Origin of the sequence: Pseudomonas sp. NPDC047961, from assembly GCF_050272435.1 — a bacterium.
GTDB lineage: Bacteria > Pseudomonadota > Gammaproteobacteria > Pseudomonadales > Pseudomonadaceae > Stutzerimonas.
This window is the reverse complement of sequence record NZ_JBNNMD010000002.1, coordinates 863,426-879,471: the sequence shown is the minus strand read 5'-3', so window position 1 is coordinate 879,471 and position 16,046 is coordinate 863,426. Positions and strand designations below refer to the sequence as shown.

The following is a 16,046-nucleotide window of genomic DNA, read 5'->3' as shown; positions in this document are numbered from 1 at the left end:
GCTTCATGGTTATGATCGCGCCGAAAACGGCTGCCGAAAAGCCAGACGCCCGTCGAAACGGGCGTCTGCGGGGACTATTGGCCGTAAATCTGCTCGGGTAGCCAGGTGACCAGCCCAGGGAACTGGTAGGCAATCACCAACAGCAGCAGCTGAATCAGGATGAACGGCACCACGCCTTTGTAGATCGTGCTGGTGGGCACTGATTTCGGCGTCACGCCGCGCAGGTAGAACAGCGCGAAGCCGAAAGGGGGCGTGAGGAACGAGGTCTGCAGGTTCAGCGCGATCATCACGCCGAGCCACACCGGATCGAGCCCCATGGCCAGCAACACCGGGCCGACGATCGGGACGACCACAAAGGTGATCTCGATGAAGTCGAGGATGAAGCCCAGCAGGAAGATCACCAGCATGACCACGAAGAAGGCGCCGAGCACGCCGCCAGGTAGCTGAGCGAAGACATCCTCGATCAGCACTTCGCCACCGAAGCCGCGGAACACCAGCGAGAACAGCGAGGCGCCAATCAGGATCAGAAACACCATGGCGCTGATTTCGGTGGTGCCATAGGCCACTTCGCGCAGCTGGCCGAAGTTCAGTTTGCCCTTGTAGAGGGCCAAGACCATCGCACCGAGCGCACCCAGCGCCGCGGCCTCGGTTGGCGTTGCGTAGCCGGCGAGGATCGAGCCGAGCACCGCGCTGATCAGCAGCAGCGGCGGCACCAGCGCATTGATCAACTTGCCCCACTCGATCGGGCCGAGCTCTTCCTGCGGCAGGGCCGGCAGTTTCTTCGGCTGGAGGATGGCCACGCCGATGATGTAAAGGATATACATGCCGACCAGCAGCAGGCCGGGCAGTAAGGCCCCGACGAACAGATCCCCGACCGAAACGGTCTTCGGTGAGAAGATGCCCATCTTCAGCTGCGCCTGCTGGTAGGCGCTGGACATGACATCGCCCAGCAAGACCAGCACGATCGACGGCGGAATGATCTGGCCCAAGGTGCCCGTGGCGGCGAGGGTGCCGGTCGAAATCGCCGGATCATAGCCGCGGCGAAGCATGGTTGGCAGCGCCAGCAGGCCCATGGTCACCACGGTGGCGCCAACAATGCCGGTGCTGGCCGCGAGCAGCGCGCCCACCACACAGACGGAAATCGCCAGCCCGCCACGCAGGGTGCCGAACAGCCGCGACATGGATTCGAGCAGGTCTTCGGCAACCCGGCTCTTTTCCAGCATTACGCCCATGAACACGAATAGCGGCACCGCGAGCATCGTCTGGTTGTTCATGATGCCGAACAAACGGTTCGGTAAGGCGCTCAGGTAACCGCCATCGAAGGTGCCGGTAACGATGCCGAGCCCGGCGAACAGGAGTGAAACACCGCCCAAGGTAAACGCGACCGGGTAGCCGGCCATCAAGGCCGCGCAGATGCTGATGAACAGCAGTATTGCCATCAACTCAGCCATGCTTCACCTCCTGCTCTGGCAGGCGGCCGGACATGGTGTAGGCGGCTTTGATGATTTCGGAAATGCCCTGCAGGATGAGACAAACAACCAGGACGAGGATGATGCTCTTCTGCAGGTAAACGAACTTGAGACCGCCCGATTCGCTGGAGCCTTCCAGCGTCGCCCAGGAGTTGGCGACATAGTCCCAGCTTGCCCAACCGAGAAACAGGCAGACAGGCAAGAGAAACAGCAGGGTGCCGAGCACTTCGACCAATGCCTGGTAGCGTGGGGTGAAACGCTGATAGAAGATGTCGACGCGGACATGGCCGTTGCGTTGCAGAACCCAGGCGGCGGCACCCATGAACACCAACGCGTGTGCGTAGAGAACGGCTTCCTGCAGCGCAGTTGCGCCGATGCCGAACCCGTAGCGCAGCACCACGACGATGGCGGTTCCGATGACCAGAAACAGGGTCAGCCAGGCGCAGGCCTGTCCGAAGCGGGCGTTCACGGCGTCGATCACTCTAGCGAGACCGAGCAGTGGAGGGGCATGTTTCGACATGGCAGATCCTTTATTGTTATGGCCAGGCGGCCGGCGATTCTAGGCGGCTGTGCGAAGGTGTCGCAACCGGCAGTACTACGTACGTAGTGCCTGTACGTAGTCACGGCGCTTGAGTGAGAGATAGCCATATGATAGCTAGAACTACCTGATTTCGGGGTTCCGACATTCAGCATTACAACAACAAGGAGTGACTCATGAAACGTCGTCAAATTCTGGCCGCCGCTGGCGTTGGTCTGGCCGCAACCGCACTGGCCGGTTGCAATAAGGAAGCCGAAACCGCTGCCAAGCCCGAAGGCACCGCAAGCACCGAGAAATTCAACTGGAAGATGGTCACCTCCTGGCCGAAGAACTTCCCGGGTGTAGGCGTTGGCGCAGAAAACTTCGCCAAGCTGGTCAACGAAATGAGCGATGGCCGGCTCACGGTCAAGGTGTATGCCGCTGGTGAGCTGGTGCCGGCACTTGAGGTGTTCGATGCGGTGTCCCGTGGTACGGCCGAGATGGGTCATGGTGCGCCCTATTATTGGAAAGGCAAGGTCCCGGCCGCTCAGTTCTTCTGCGCTTTGCCATTCGGCCCCAATGCTCAGGAAATGAACGCCTGGCTGCATCACGGCGGCGGCATGAAGCTATGGGAAGAGGTCTACAAACCATTCGGCGTACTGCCCATGGCCTGCGGTGCGACGGGCGTGCAGACGGCGGGCTGGTTCAACAAAGAAATCAACTCGGTTGATGACTTCCAAGGCCTGAAGATGCGTACCCCCGGCCTGGGCGGCGAAGTGCTGACCAAGATGGGCGGGACTGTGGTCAACATGCCGGCCGGTGAAATTTTCACGGCGCTGCAGACCGGTGCCATCGATGCCACCGAGTGGATTGGCCCGTACAACGATCTGGCGCTGGGGCTGCACAAGGCTGCCAAGTACTACTACACGCCAGGCTGGCAGGAGCCGAACGTCACCTTCGAACTGGACGTCAACCTGAAGGCTTGGGAAACCCTGCCAGACGATCTCAAGACCATCGTTCGTGCCGCGGCCCGTGCCGTCAACGGAGACATGCTCGACGACTACAACGCGAAGAACATGGAGGCTATGGAGCAGCTGCGCGCGCAGGGCGTTGAAGTTCGCCGCCTGCCGGACGAAGTATTGGCCCGTCTGCGGGAAGTGGCTGCCGAGGTGGTCGATGCTTCCGCCGCTGCCGATCCAGTCGCCAGCAAAGTCTGGGAACAGCAGAGTGCCTATCTCAATCGCTTGTACGATTACGCCGAGCTGAACGAGAAGGACATCTACAACATCCGCGGCTGACCCACCAACCGCATGAACGAAAACGCCGCCCGATGGGGCGGCGTTTTCGTTTGCGTGGAATTAGTTTTCCAAGGTCGCGTTCAGACTGATCTGTGCATTGAGCACGCGCGATACCGGGCAGCCTTCCTTCGCCTGGTTGGCGATCTGTTGGAACTGCTCGTTATCGGTGCTCGGCACCTTGGCTTTGAGCGTCAGGGCGATTGCGGTAATGGAGAAGCCTTTGTCGTCCTTGTCCAGGGTGACTTCTGCGGTGGTGTTGATTCGCTCGGCAGTCAGTCCGGCTTGACCGAGCATCATCGACAGCGCCATAGAGAAACAGCCGGCGTGTGCTGCGCCAATCAATTCTTCCGGGTTGGTGCCAGGAGCGCCTTCGAAACGGGTGTTGAAGCCGTAGGGGTTATCTTTCAGCGCGCCACTTTCGGTGCTGATGGTGCCTTTGCCGCTTTTCAAGTCACCTTGCCAGACGGCGGATGCGGTTTTCTTCATGGGATTCTCCGAATGCTGCGGGTGGACGAATGGCGACGCGGTCTGCCGCTTGGCTACATGCGGAGCGACATCACCGGCCGGCTGGCCGGTGTTGCGTCACCTAGTGTTGTTCGGCTGCGAGGATCGCGCTCGCCAGCTGCATGTCGCTGGCCTGTAGTTGCGGTTGCTCGCTGCGCAGTTTCACCAGCATCGCTTCCAAATAGGGGCCACGGATGGCTCCATCGCTGGCCACGAAACTGCTGGCGTCCTCCCGTGCCGCGGCGACCAGCTTGTCGTCGCGGAACGTCATGTAAGTGGAAGCGGTGGTGGCGCCCGACGATAGAATCTGCCGGACAAACCCTTCGTCCGCCATCGCCGCACCAAAAGGGATACAGCTCAGGGTCACGGCTGCCAGGAGTGTTTTGCGCATGATGGATGCCTCTGCTTGATCCTCCATTAGAGAGTGCGCAGCGATCAGCAGAGTTCCTTGGACGCTATCCGCTGCGTTCAATCAGTTGGCGAACCTTGGCGCCGAGCATGTCGATGCTGAAGGGTTTGGCCAGCATATCCATTCCGGGGCCGAGGAACTCGCCACGTACCTGTGCGTTCGGCGCATAACCGGTGATGAACAGCACGTGCAGGTCCGGTCGGTGCTGGCGCGCGATTTCTGCCAGCTGACGCCCGCTAATGCCGGGCAGTCCGATATCGCTGACCAGCAAGTCGATACGTTGTGTACCCGTCAGATGCGGCAGTGCGCTGTTACCGTCCACTGCTTCGAGGACCTGGTAGCCAAGCTCTTGCAGGACCTCGACCACCAGCATGCGCACCGCGGCTTCATCCTCGACCACCAGTACGGTTTCGTCGGCCTGCGCGCCGCTGACGGCCACCGGTTTGCTGGCTTGCTCTTCGATGTGCGCAGCCTGTGTCCGGTTGCGCGGCAGGAACAAGGTGATCAGCGTGCCTTGCCCCGGTGTACTGTCGATGCGTACATGGCCGCCAGTCTGCTTGACGAAGCCATAGACCATCGAAAGCCCGAGGCCGGTGCCCTGGCCGATCGGTTTGGTGGTGAAGAACGGGTCGAATGCCTTGGCAACCACTTCGGCTGGCATGCCCGACCCATTGTCGGCCACGCTGAGCGTGACGTATTCGCCGGGTTCGGGGCCGTCTGGCTGCGGTGTATTGATCTGTACCGAGCCGGTTTGAATGATCAGCCTGCCGCCTTCGCTCATGGCGTCGCGCGCGTTGATTACCAGGTTGAGCAGGGCGTTCTCGAGCTGGTGCGCATCGGTGTAGGCCAGCCAGGGGCTTTCCTGCAGGCGGGTATCGAACTCGATGTGCTCGGCCATGGTGCGGCGCAGCATGTCCTCCATCGACTCGACCAACAGGTTGACGTTCACCGGTTGCGGATCCAGCGACTGGCGCCGGGCGAAGGCCAGCAGGCGATGGGTCAAAGCTGCGGCGCGGGTGGCTGAACTGGATGCCGCATCCACATAGCGACCGAGATCGTTGACCTGACCGTTGGCGACTCGGCGTTGGATCAAATCGAGGGCGCCTAGCACCCCGGTCAGCATGTTGTTGAAGTCGTGGGCGAGGCCGCCTGTCAGCTGGCCGATGGCTTCCATCTTCTGTGCATGGCGCAGGGTGTCCTCGGCGCGCTCGCGCTCACCCATTTCCAGATGCAGCAGATGGTTGATCTCGGCCAGCTCGCGCGTGCGCTCGGCGACGCGCCGTTCCAGATTGTCGTTCAGCTCGCGCAGCGCTTCTTCGGCGGTTACCTGTGCCGTGATGTCGGTGTTTGTGCCAAACCAGCGGGTCACCTGACCGAAGTCGTCGCGAATAGGTACAGCGCGCGCCAGGAACCAGCGGTACTGGCCGCTTTTGCCGCGTAGCGGGAAGGTTTCCTCCCAGATCGAGCCGATCGCCACGGCGCGTTTCATCGAAGCGCTGACCCGCGCGTGATGGTCGGGGTGATGGACCGATCGCCAGCCCAGGGCTCGCATGGCCTCCAGTGTGGTTCCGGTGTAGTCGTACCAGCGCTTGTTGTACCAGTAGATGTGGCCCGCCGGATCGGCCATCCAGGCGAACTGGCTCATGTTATCGGCGAGGGTGCGGAATTGCTCCTCGCTGGCGCGCAATGCAGTTTCGGCGCGCATGCGCTCGTCGGCCGTCCAGGCACGGTCAGCGACTTCCCGAATAAAGGAAATGTCGTCTTCGGCCCATTGCCGCGGTCGATCCTGCAGCAGGATCAAGGCCGCGCTGAGCACCCCCTGCTCCTGCAGCGGCACGCAAACCAGGCTCTGGATGCGCCGTAAGCGCAGGCTTGCTGCCTGCGCAGCAGTGCGTGGGTCATGCAGCACATCTTCGACCACCACCAGCTCGTCGTGCTGCAGGTCGTAGATGAAGTCACCGTAGTCGGCAAAACACATGCGCTCGCTGTAGTCACCCAGAGCGCCGTCGCTCCAGTAGCGCTCGACGGTGGCGTATTGTCCGCCTGGGTCGATGGACAAAAAGGCCGCGCGGGTCACCTGCAGTGTGGTGCCCAGTGCACGCACGGCAGCCGTGACGATGGTGATGCTGTCAGGTTGTCCGCGCAGCAGATCGCCCAGCTCCATGAGCACCGATTGGCGCTGTTCGGTGATCTGGCGTTCCTGTATCTGCTCTTCGAGCAGCGCGTTCATGCGCAGCAGCTTCAAGGCAGCGTTGCGCTCAGCGGTGATGTCCCGGGCGGTGCCCAGCAGGCGAACCTTTCCACCGCTGTCTACCAGACGACGACCGCGATTGGTCTGCCAGCGGAACTGGTCGTTGCGCTCGTCATACACCCTGTACTCGAGATTCAGCTCGCCGCCACCAACCCCGTCGAGCGCGTTGCGGAAGGCGTGCAGCAGTGCGTGGCGGTCGTCAGCGTGCACCCGTGCGAGGAATTGATCCACCGTCAGGGCCGGTTCGTTCGGTGCGATGCCCGCGAGTGCCTTCAGCTGGGCATCCCAGTGCAGGCAGTTGCCTTCAAAATCGTATTCCCAGACGCCAATCGCCGCGATCTCGTTGGCCAGGCTGACGCGCTGTTCGGCTTCCAGCAAGGCCTCGCGAGCGCGCGCTCGGTCAGCGGCCGCGCGGATGCGTTCGGCCACTTCGCGCACCAGTGAAATATCCGCCTGGCTCCAGCGGCGTGGCTGTCGGCTGCCGAACAGCAGAAAGGCGCAGTTAGCGGATTGTTCCAGCAAGGGCGCCAGCAACAGGCTGCGGTAGCCAAGGTGTTCATGCAGGCCGCCGCAGTTGCCATGGCAATCGGCTTCGTCGAGGAGGTCTTCGAACGGCACGATAAGGCCTTGCGATAAGCGCAGGCGTAACGTCCGTGCACAGGCTCCAAGCGTGTAGGAGGCGGACCGAGAGTTGCCGGGGCCCGGTGGCCAGTGCTGATCGATGATCAGACCGTCGCGCTCATCCACATGCCCTTGATAGATGCATTCCGCCCCCATCAGCTGGGCAAGCCGATCGGCCATCATGTCGGCCAGTTCGATACGACTGCCGCTGTCCTGCAGGCGGTCGCTCAACTCCAGCAGGTAGGATTGCTGGGCCTCGCCGCGGGTCCGCTCGCTGATGTCGGTGAAGGTGCAGATCGCCCCATGCAGCACCCTGTCCCGGTACAACGGGGCGACCCGGTATTCCACCGGCAGGCTGGTACCGTCCGCGCGATAGAACAGCTCATACTCGACGTGTGCCGACTCGCCGGTCGTGGCGGTGCGCAGAATCGGGCATTCCTCCAGCGGATAGGGTGAGCCGTCCGGATGACTATGGTGAATAAGCGGATGCAGCTGCCGGCCAAGCACGTCTTCTTTGCTGGAAAATCCGAGTAGCCCGACGAATGCCTCGTTGCACAGGGTGACCAACCCCTTGGTGTCGATGGAATAAAAGCCTTCGCTTGCCGCGTCCAGCAAGCTACGGGTGAATGCCTCGCTTTCCAGCCGTTTGATCTCGGCCAGGCGTCGCTCATGAATGTCCTGCGCGACCAATACCCAGTGCAGCAGCCGGCAGTCGCAGTCGTACACGGGCGCGCCGCTGCCCTGGAACCAGCGTTGGCTGCCGTCGGCTGCCAGCAGCGGGACTTCGAAGCTGCCGGCCTGTCCGGATTTCAGGGCGCCTCGCCATTGCTTCAGTACGGCGTCGCGGTGGTCCGGCGCCACCGCTGAAAGCCAGCCCATGCCAGCCGAGGCTTCGGCGCTAAGGCCGGTAAAGTCACACCAGTAGCGGTTGCAGAAGATCAACTGCCCATCAGCATCGCACTGCCAGATGACCTGAGGGCTCAGGTCAACCAGAGCCCGGTAGCGCTCTTCAGCTTGGCGAATGGCTGCCTGTTCATGCAGGCGTTCGGTCAGGTCGCGCAGGATATGGACGAAACCCAGATGCTGACCGTGATCATCCTTGAGCGGCATTTGCACCCCGCTGGCCCAGAAGCGGCTGCCATCCTTGCGCACATGCCAGCGTTCGTTCATCGCCGAACCATCGCGTGCCGCGGTTGCCATTTCCTTATCAAGCACGCCGCTGGCCACGTCTTCGTCCATGTAGAAGCGCGAGGCGTGGCTGCCGATCGCGGCGTGCGGTTGCCAGCCGAGGATGCGTTCGGCGCCCTGGTTCCAGCTGGTGATGAGGCCCTGGGCGTCGGTGGTGAGAATTGCGTAGTCGACTGCGCTGTCGATGATCTGCCGGTTGCGCTCGTTGGCTTCACGGCTGCGACGCAGCTCCAGCAGGGCCATGACTTGACGGCCCAATGCCTCCAGATGGGCGCGCTGACGCTCCGACAGTTGCCGCGGCTGGCTGTCCAGAACACATAGTGTGCCGAGTGGCAGACCATCAGCAGTGCGCAATACCGCTGCGGCATAGAAGCCCGTCATGCCGTTAGCCAGCGGCTCGTTGGACAGGTCCTCGATCACCAGCGGTTCGCTGCCGCCGATGGCGCGGGCGCAGAGCGCCTCGTCTCGAGGGCGGTTGCCACCTTCGATGTTGACCGAGGCCTTTACCCATTGGCGGTCCTTGTCGACGAACACGATGGCGGCGCTGGGGGTGGTGCACAGCTCGGCGGCAAGCAGCACCAGATCATCGAAAGCCGCCTCGGCGGGGGTGTCGAGAATGCGGTATCGGGCCAGGGCTGCCAGTCGGTCAGCTTCGTTCCATGTATTGCTTGTGTTTTTCTTCTTCAAAACGTTTGCTCGGCTATCCGTGGCGGCAACGATCTTGGTGTCCATGCGGCGGCGACCGAGCGCTTGCAATGGCTAGGCGGCGGCGCAGATGCAGGCGGTTGTGGCTATGCAAAATACCTGTACAGGTTCCAATGCCAAGTAGACCTCGGTCTACGGGCAATCTGCCAGAGCCGCCGGTCTGGTCTTGAGCGGTAGCTCCCAAGTCGTCGTGGCTGGAAGGCGTTAGTGCGGGTTGATCGCGGGCGGCACGAGGCCTCGGTCGGCCGCTTGCAGTGCCGCCAGCAGCTTTTGGTCACGGCGGTAGACATCCGGACGATAACGCGGCAGCCCGTTGCTGTCGGCTTCGGCTGTCCAGTAGGCCAGGAGTATCGGTGTGGGTTCTGTCGGGCGGTATTCGTAGGTCAGCCCAGTATCAAGCAATTGGGCAACGCGCTCGCGTTCGGCCTCGCTCAGCAACAAATCAACCAGTTGCATCACCGATTCTACCCTGACACAGCCCGAGCTGAACGCCCGTTGCGAACGTGCGAACAGGCCCTGGCTCGGCGTGTCGTGCAGGTAGATGGAATAGGGGTTGGCGAAACGCATGACCACCCGGCCGAGCGGGTTGTCGGGTCCGGCGGCCTGGCGCAGCAGAATCCGCCCCGGATTGCTCCAGTCGATCGTGGCCGGATCGAGTACACGGCCTTCGTAATCGAGCACCTGCATGTTGTGTTGCGCGAGGTAGCTCGGGTTTTCGCGGATCTGCGGTAGCTTGTCCTCACGCAGGATGGTCGGCGGTACGGTCCAGGTCGGGTTGAGCGTGATTCGCGTGACGATCGATTTGATCGACGGGGTCTGCCGAGTATCGCGGCCCACCTGGATACGTGCTTCCCATTGCGGGCTGCTGTCACGGAAGTAAATTACTCGCCCGCCAGCGATATCGACCAGCAGCGAGCGGGGCTCGATGTCAGCGGATAGCCAGCGGAACCGTTCCAGGTTTACCCGTAGCTGATTCAGCCGGTTGGCTGGCGTGGCGTTCAGTTCGGTCAGTGTGTCGGTGCCGAGGATGCCGTCGTCCTGCAGGGCATGGCGGCGCTGAAAGGCCTTGAGCGCGTCCACCAGCTGGTCGCTGTAGCGATCGTCGGCGCCCGGCGCGGCGGCCGTTGCGAGCAGGTAGCCGTCTGCGCTTAAACGCTGCCGTAGCAGTGGCACACGTGGATCTGACATGCCTGGTCGCAAGGTCTGGCCGGCGGGAATCGGCTGCCATTCTGGCTCCGGTTGATCGCGCAGCCGCGCATAGGCCTTGCGCAAGTTGTTGTACTGCTCCAGCGACGGACGCGCCTTATTGAATGTGTGCTCCAAGTGCCCCAGTCCTTCGCTGGCGATGGACATCAGGCGCGCCTCGGCCTTCGGCGTCGCGGCTGCATCGGGGCTGTGCCAGACGGGCTCGATGCGGTCCTGGGGCAGGCGTCCTTGGGCAAGGTGACCTAGGGCCGACAGGTAGGCATGGCTGGCTAATACATCGCTGCACTCGCGGTGCAGTGGATCGAGTGTGGCGGTTAGCATCGCCCGACGAATGGCTTCGGGATGGTAAGCCGCAGGTTCCAGTCCGTCATCGACCAGCGCTTCGATCTGCACCAACAGTGCGTCAATCTGCGTATAGGAGGTCCACAACATATCGAATTGCTTACGCCGGTAGAGCTCAGAAAGCCGTTTCAGAGCGGTTGTATCGACATCTACCAGGGGCTGGCCGCACGCACTTGGAAGGTTCTGCAGGACACCCTGAATTGAGCCGGCGGGCTCAGGTACCGGTTCCGCCACCGCCAGCCATGGCGCCAGAAGCAATGTGAAAAGCAGACCTGATGTATGTTTTTTGTACAACGCTTCACTCCTGGTGGTCCCGCTGACTGCTAGACTCCGCCGCTGAACAAGCCACGGTGCCTGGAAAAACAAGGCCCGTTCAGGCTACTAGAACTTGTTGTATCAGACGACGTGGGAGCATTGCAGGTCCCGTCTGATTTAATTTCGCTACTTCAATTAGTGTTTGGGCCTGGTAGCGAGCAGTGGGGCGTCGGTCGGCAGGGAAGATCGGCATTGGCGCCCGACGAGGTTACTGTACAAATGATGGTTTCGCTTCGCCGCCTCTGTTTGGCCGTCGGCTTGCTCATGTCTATGCCGCTGCTGGCCGCCTCACCTGCTTATCAGCCGCTGGTGGACGATCTTGCCCGCGTGGCTCCGACCCTCGATCCGGTTGTGTTGACTCATGCTGTCGCGGCCATGCAGTGCGCCGTGAACCATGGCGCGACGCCGGCTAAACGGTTGGCCGTCATCGATTTTTCGCTGCCTTCTTCAGAGCGCCGGCTGTGGATTTTCGACCTGCAGCGCGGGCGGCTCTTGCTCAAGGATTTCGTCGCGCATGGCAACGGGTCGGGTGAAAATCTAGCCACGCGTTTCTCCAACGTCGAAGGTAGCCACCAGTCGAGCATCGGTCTGTTCCGCACGGCAGAAAGCTACAGCGGCAAGCACGGCTACTCGCTGCGTATGGACGGGCTCGAGCCCGGAGTGAACGACTTGGCGCGCGAGCGGGCGATCGTTATCCATCCGGCCGATTACGTGAATCCGGCCTGGATTGCGACGCAGGGGCGTATCGGTCGCAGCCAGGGCTGTCCAGCGGTTCGCCCAGAAGTGGCGCGCATGGTGGTCGACAGCCTCAAAGGCGGCCAATTCATGTTCTCCTGGTACCCGGATCAGCAGTGGCTACAGTCGTCGGCTTACCTGAACTGTGAATCGGGCGAGGCGGCCACCTTGATTGCGTCAAGAACTGACAATTAAAAAAGCCGCTCGATGTTTAGAGAGCGAGGTGGATGTGAGAAGCGACATTCACCTCGCTGGTTTCCTTTCAGCTATTTCTGTTCGCTTTGCGGCGTGACCCTGAGTACTTCTTCCAAGGTCGTGAGCCCCGCAGCAATCTTCTGCGCGCCAGATAGGCGCAGGCTGTGCATGCCGTCTTTGAACGCCTGACGGCGCAGGGCGATGAGGTCGGTGTCGGCGGTGATCAGTGGTTTGATCGCATCGTTGAGCAGCATGATCTCGTAGACCCCGGCGCGGCCGCGATAGCCGGTGTCGCGGCATTCGATGCAGCCCACCGCCTGATGGGCGTTACCCGGCAGTGGGGCATTCCAGGGTTTGGTCAGGGCCTGCCAGTCATCGGCGTCGAGCTTTATGGGCGCCTTGCAGTGTGGGCAAAGTGTGCGCACGAGACGCTGGGCCATCACCCCGAGCAGTGTTGCGCGGAGCAGGTAATGCGGAACGCCAAGCTCCAACAAGCGTGTGATGGCGCTTGGCGCGTCGTTGGTATGCAGCGTCGAGAGCACCAAGTGGCCGGTGAGTGCCGCCTGGATTGCCATTTCCGCTGTTTCCAGGTCGCGAATCTCGCCGACCATGATGATATCCGGGTCCTGACGCATTAGCGCGCGCACGCCGCTGGCGAAGGTCAGGTCGATGTTGTGCTGCACCTGCATCTGGTTGAAGGCGCCCTCGATCATCTCGATTGGGTCTTCAATGGTGCAGACGTTGACCTCGGGCGTCGCCAGCTGCTTGAGGGTGGTGTACAGCGTGGTGGTCTTGCCCGAGCCGGTAGGGCCGGTGACGAGAATGATGCCGTTGGGTTGGCCGGTCATGCTCTGCCAGCGGCGCAGATCTTCGGCGGAAAAGCCCAGCTGATCAAAGCCCTTGAGCAGCACTTCCGGATCGAAGATCCGCATCACCATCTTTTCGCCAAACGCCGTCGGTAGGGTGGAGAGGCGCAACTCGACCTCACCGCCATCCGGCGTCTTGGTCTTGACTCGCCCGTCCTGCGGTTTGCGCTTCTCGGCGACATTCATTCGCCCTAGCGATTTGAGACGGCTGACCACTGCCATCGCTACCTGCGGCGGGAATTGGTAGACGTTATGCAGGACGCCGTCGATGCGAAAGCGCACTGTGCCCTGTTCGCGCCGCGGTTCGATGTGGATGTCGCTGGCACGCTGGTCGAAGGCGTACTGGAACAGCCAGTCGACAATGTTCACCACGTGCGCGTCGTTGGCATCCGGCTCCTGATCGCTGGCGCCGAGGTTGAGCAGCTGCTCGAAGTTGCCGGTGCCGCTGATCTTCTGGTCGGTCGCGGTGGCGCCGCTGACCGATTTGGCCAGCCGATAGAACTCGACGGTGAAGCGCTGCAGGTCGACGGGGTTGGCCACCACACGCTTGATGGGCCGCTGGAGCACATGGGTGAGGTTGGCTTCCCAACTCTTTACGAAGGGTTGGCTGCTGGCGATGGTCACCGCCGAGCTGTCGACCGCCACCGCGAGGATCTTGTGCCGCTGGGCGAAGGCATAGGACATCAGTGGGGTGACCGCCGCGACGTTGATCTTCAACGGGTCGATGCGCAGGTACGGCTGCCCGGCCTGTTCGGCGAGCCAGACGGTGAGGCTTTCCAGATCGAGTTTCTTGCCGGGACGCGCCAGGTCGTCCAACTGCTGCGCGCCGAGGAACTCCAGGGGGTGCTGCTGGCTGTTCGCCGAACTGCGCCGCAGGGTCATGCATTGCTCAGCAGTTTCCTGCAGTAACCGTCCTTGGGCGACCAGATCTCGTAGCAGATCATTGAGGTCGAGGAAGCGGTCCTGGGTGGGCGAGTTCAACACGGACATGGGGCCCTTCGGTCATGGCGGAGACGAGGGCCAAGCTTGCCGATAAATCAGCGCGCTGTCTGCCTGAGCGGTTCAACTTTGCGGGACCGTCCGTAACTGTCGAAGGGTGGCGGCACGCCCGCCGTTACAGCCGCTTGATAGCCAGCTTCGGTAGCGTGGGCTTCAGCCCACAAGACTCGAGGGACGGGCACAGGTCAGGCGCTAGTAAGGGGCTTTGCGATAGCGGTGGGCTAAAGCGGAGCGCCGCCCGGCCCACCCTACGCTTAGTACGAGCCTCGAGCCTATTTTTTTGTCAGCAGCTTCCAGGGCTTGAGCGTCCAGACCGCGCGCGCCTGATCTATCCGTGCATCGAGCAGCTCGTCGTTTAACGGCTGTCCGGCCAGCTCGTAGAGTTTGGCCAGTTCGCCATAGAGACGGTCGGCTTCCGGCAGCTCCAGCGTGGCCCGAGCCAGGTGCAGCCAGACCAGCAGCCGCTCCATGCGCGGGCGCTGCTCCGCGAGGTCTTCAGGCTGTTGCTGATAGCGCAGCAACTGCAGTGCCTGGGCTTCCTCCCCGAGCAGGCGTGGCAGCCAGTTGCCCAGCTCGGCGGCGCCCTGACGGTTGCCACGATTGTTGCGCCCGGCGGTCCAGCCGCGCTGCAGCAGCCAGAGCGAGGCTTTCAGCGAGAACAATCCCCAGCGCGGCTGCGCCAGCTCGGCGGCAAAGGCCTCGGGTGCGCTTTTGCGTGCGCTTTCGTCGTCCTGTCCGGCTTCGACCCTGGGCCGCCATTCCTGGATCAGCGCGTCGAGTTGTTCACGCAGTTCGCGGCTGGTCGCACGCGGGGCTGCCTGGCCGAGACTGCCCAGCAGGGCGCGCAGCTCGACCAGTTGCTGCAGCCAGTCGCCGAGCAGTTTCCAGTGGCCGTTGAAGCGGTACTGTTCGGCCAACCGCTGGCTATTGCCCAGCAGCTGCCAGGCCAGCGCGGCAAAGGCCTCGTCCAGCGGCATGCTCGCCTCTAGCTGCGGTGCTGGCACGTTCAGCGAGTAGCTGTCGGCGTCATACAGACGATAGCCGCGCTCGGCTTTGCTGATGTCACACGGCATCAGCGCAAGGTCGGCGGCCAGTTCTGCGGCCAGCTCCAGCAGCGCTTCGGGCTCGCCTTGGCGCAGCTCAAGTTCCAGCTCGCAGATCTCTTCGCTCTGCTTGCCTACGACCACCTTGCCCAGGTCGAGAGCCGCTTCGATGACCACCTTGGCCTTGCCACGGCCCCAGGCAATCTCGGCCTTTTCGCGGACGAAGTCGGTGGTGAAGATCGGCTTCAGTGTCTTCTTGTCCAGCCCGGCCAGGCTCGCCGGCCAGCAATCATCCGCGAGCTTTTTTACGTCCAGTTTGGCCTTGTCCAGGTACCAGTCCCACTCGTTGCGCTCGGACAGCCCAGCCACGCTCTGGCCGCGGCTTTTCAGCGTCTGGATGAACTGCTCGCCGTCGCGACGCAGGCGCAGCGCGACCTTTGCCTGAGCCAGATCGCGCGCGGGCGTGTCGAAGTACTGGTTGAGCAATTCGTGCCGCTGCCAGCCGCTCTTGTTGCGTTTCTTCAGCAGCGGATGCTCACGCAGGGCCGCCAGGGTTTCGCGACTGACGCGCAGTTTGATTTCGGTTTCTTTCTGCATGGTGCCGAGATGATGCCTATGTTTGAGTGTGACCTACGTCACTTGGTAGCGGCCCTTTGAGGTCATCCGTATACTTGCCGCCTTCTGAAGCCGGGGTGCTCCCTATGCCAATCAATCCTTTCGTCAGCCTGTTCGGACGTTCGCCCATCGGGCCGATGCAGCAGCACATGGCTAAATCTCACGAATGTGCCGCCAACCTGGTACCGCTGTTCCAGGCGATCACAGCCGAAGATTGGGAACGGGTCGAACAGATCCAGAAAGAGATGGCCCGACTGGAAAACGAGGCCGACAAGCTCAAGAAGAGCGTCCGTCAACATCTGCCCAAGAGCCTGTTTCTGCCGGTTCCGCGCTCGGATCTGCTGGAGCTGCTGAGTGTACAGGACAAAATTGCCAACCGTGCCAAGGACATCGCCGGTCTGATGCTGGGCCGTTGCATGACCATTCCGCCGGCCCTGCAGCCGGAAATGATGGCCTTCGTGCAGCGCAGTGTAGACGCCAGCTGCCAGGCGCTGAAAGCGCTGAAGGAGCTGGACTCGTTGCTGGAAACCGGCTTTGCCGGCCGTGAGGCCACGCTGGTCGAGAAAATGGTCGAGGAGCTCGAGGAAATCGAGCGCGAAACCGACCGCATGCAGATCACGGTTCGCCGTGCCCTGTTCAAGCTGGAAAAGGAATTGCCTCCAGTCGACGTAATGTTCCTCTACAAAATCATCGAATGGATCGGTGACGTAGCTGACCGTGCCGAGCGAGTCGGCAACCGTCTGGAACAATTGCTGGCGCGCTGAGGCG

Annotated in this window: 11 protein-coding genes; 3 read left to right on the top strand and 8 right to left on the bottom strand. The window is 62.0% G+C overall.

All coding sequences use genetic code 11. The features are described 5' to 3' along the window. Positions 1-74: 74 nt before the first annotated feature. Positions 75-1,451: a TRAP transporter large permease gene (locus ACQKIK_RS10240; protein ID WP_499135814.1), complete on the bottom strand. Its 1,377-nt coding sequence runs from the start codon at positions 1,449-1,451 to the stop codon at positions 75-77. Beyond that, positions 1,444-1,989: a TRAP transporter small permease subunit gene (locus ACQKIK_RS10235; RefSeq protein WP_499135813.1), complete on the bottom strand. Its 546-nt coding sequence runs from the start codon at positions 1,987-1,989 to the stop codon at positions 1,444-1,446. The genes ACQKIK_RS10240 and ACQKIK_RS10235 overlap by 8 nt, the downstream gene beginning before the upstream one ends. A 194-nt stretch (positions 1,990-2,183) precedes the next feature. Between ACQKIK_RS10235 and ACQKIK_RS10230 the strand changes: the two genes are divergently transcribed. Next, complete coding sequence (locus ACQKIK_RS10230) at positions 2,184-3,284, top strand: TRAP transporter substrate-binding protein (RefSeq protein WP_064480951.1); 1,101 nt, start codon at positions 2,184-2,186, stop codon at positions 3,282-3,284. Positions 3,285-3,344: 60 nt separating this feature from the next. On the opposite strand, the gene ACQKIK_RS10225 is transcribed toward ACQKIK_RS10230, so the two are convergent. From ACQKIK_RS10225 to ACQKIK_RS10210, 4 genes are all read right to left on the bottom strand, one after another. Beyond that, positions 3,345-3,770: an OsmC family protein gene (locus ACQKIK_RS10225; protein ID WP_499135812.1), complete on the bottom strand. Its 426-nt coding sequence runs from the start codon at positions 3,768-3,770 to the stop codon at positions 3,345-3,347. A 100-nt stretch (positions 3,771-3,870) separates the two neighbouring features. Then, positions 3,871-4,179 (bottom strand): DUF2388 domain-containing protein, encoded by a 309-nt coding sequence (locus ACQKIK_RS10220; RefSeq protein ID WP_499135811.1) that lies wholly within the window; start codon positions 4,177-4,179, stop codon positions 3,871-3,873. 64 nt (positions 4,180-4,243) lie between these two features. Then, on the bottom strand, positions 4,244-8,989 hold the full coding sequence (locus ACQKIK_RS10215) for a PAS domain S-box protein (protein ID WP_499135810.1): 4,746 nt from the start codon (positions 8,987-8,989) through the stop codon (positions 4,244-4,246). Positions 8,990-9,166: 177 nt separating this feature from the next. Further along, on the bottom strand, positions 9,167-10,804 hold the full coding sequence (locus tag ACQKIK_RS10210) for a L,D-transpeptidase family protein (RefSeq protein WP_499135809.1): 1,638 nt from the start codon (positions 10,802-10,804) through the stop codon (positions 9,167-9,169). Positions 10,805-11,044: 240 nt separating this feature from the next. Between ACQKIK_RS10210 and ACQKIK_RS10205 the strand changes: the two genes are divergently transcribed. Beyond that, positions 11,045-11,755, top strand: a complete 711-nt coding sequence (locus ACQKIK_RS10205; RefSeq protein WP_499135906.1) for a murein L,D-transpeptidase catalytic domain family protein — start codon at positions 11,045-11,047, stop codon at positions 11,753-11,755. A gap of 71 nt (positions 11,756-11,826) precedes the next feature. Here the strand turns inward: ACQKIK_RS10205 and tfpB are convergent, their stop codons facing one another. Next, a complete protein-coding gene (gene tfpB, locus ACQKIK_RS10200) occupies positions 11,827-13,611 on the bottom strand; it encodes a type IV pilus assembly ATPase TfpB (RefSeq protein WP_499135808.1) in 1,785 nt (594 codons plus the stop codon). Positions 13,612-13,892: 281 nt separating this feature from the next. Continuing rightward, positions 13,893-15,260 (bottom strand): CYTH domain-containing protein, encoded by a 1,368-nt coding sequence (locus tag ACQKIK_RS10195; RefSeq protein ID WP_127840461.1) that lies wholly within the window; start codon positions 15,258-15,260, stop codon positions 13,893-13,895. A 104-nt stretch (positions 15,261-15,364) separates the two neighbouring features. On the opposite strand from ACQKIK_RS10195, the gene ACQKIK_RS10190 reads away from it, so the two are divergent. Next, positions 15,365-16,042, top strand: a complete 678-nt coding sequence (locus ACQKIK_RS10190) for a TIGR00153 family protein (RefSeq protein ID WP_045164191.1) — start codon at positions 15,365-15,367, stop codon at positions 16,040-16,042. Positions 16,043-16,046 lie beyond the last annotated feature (4 nt).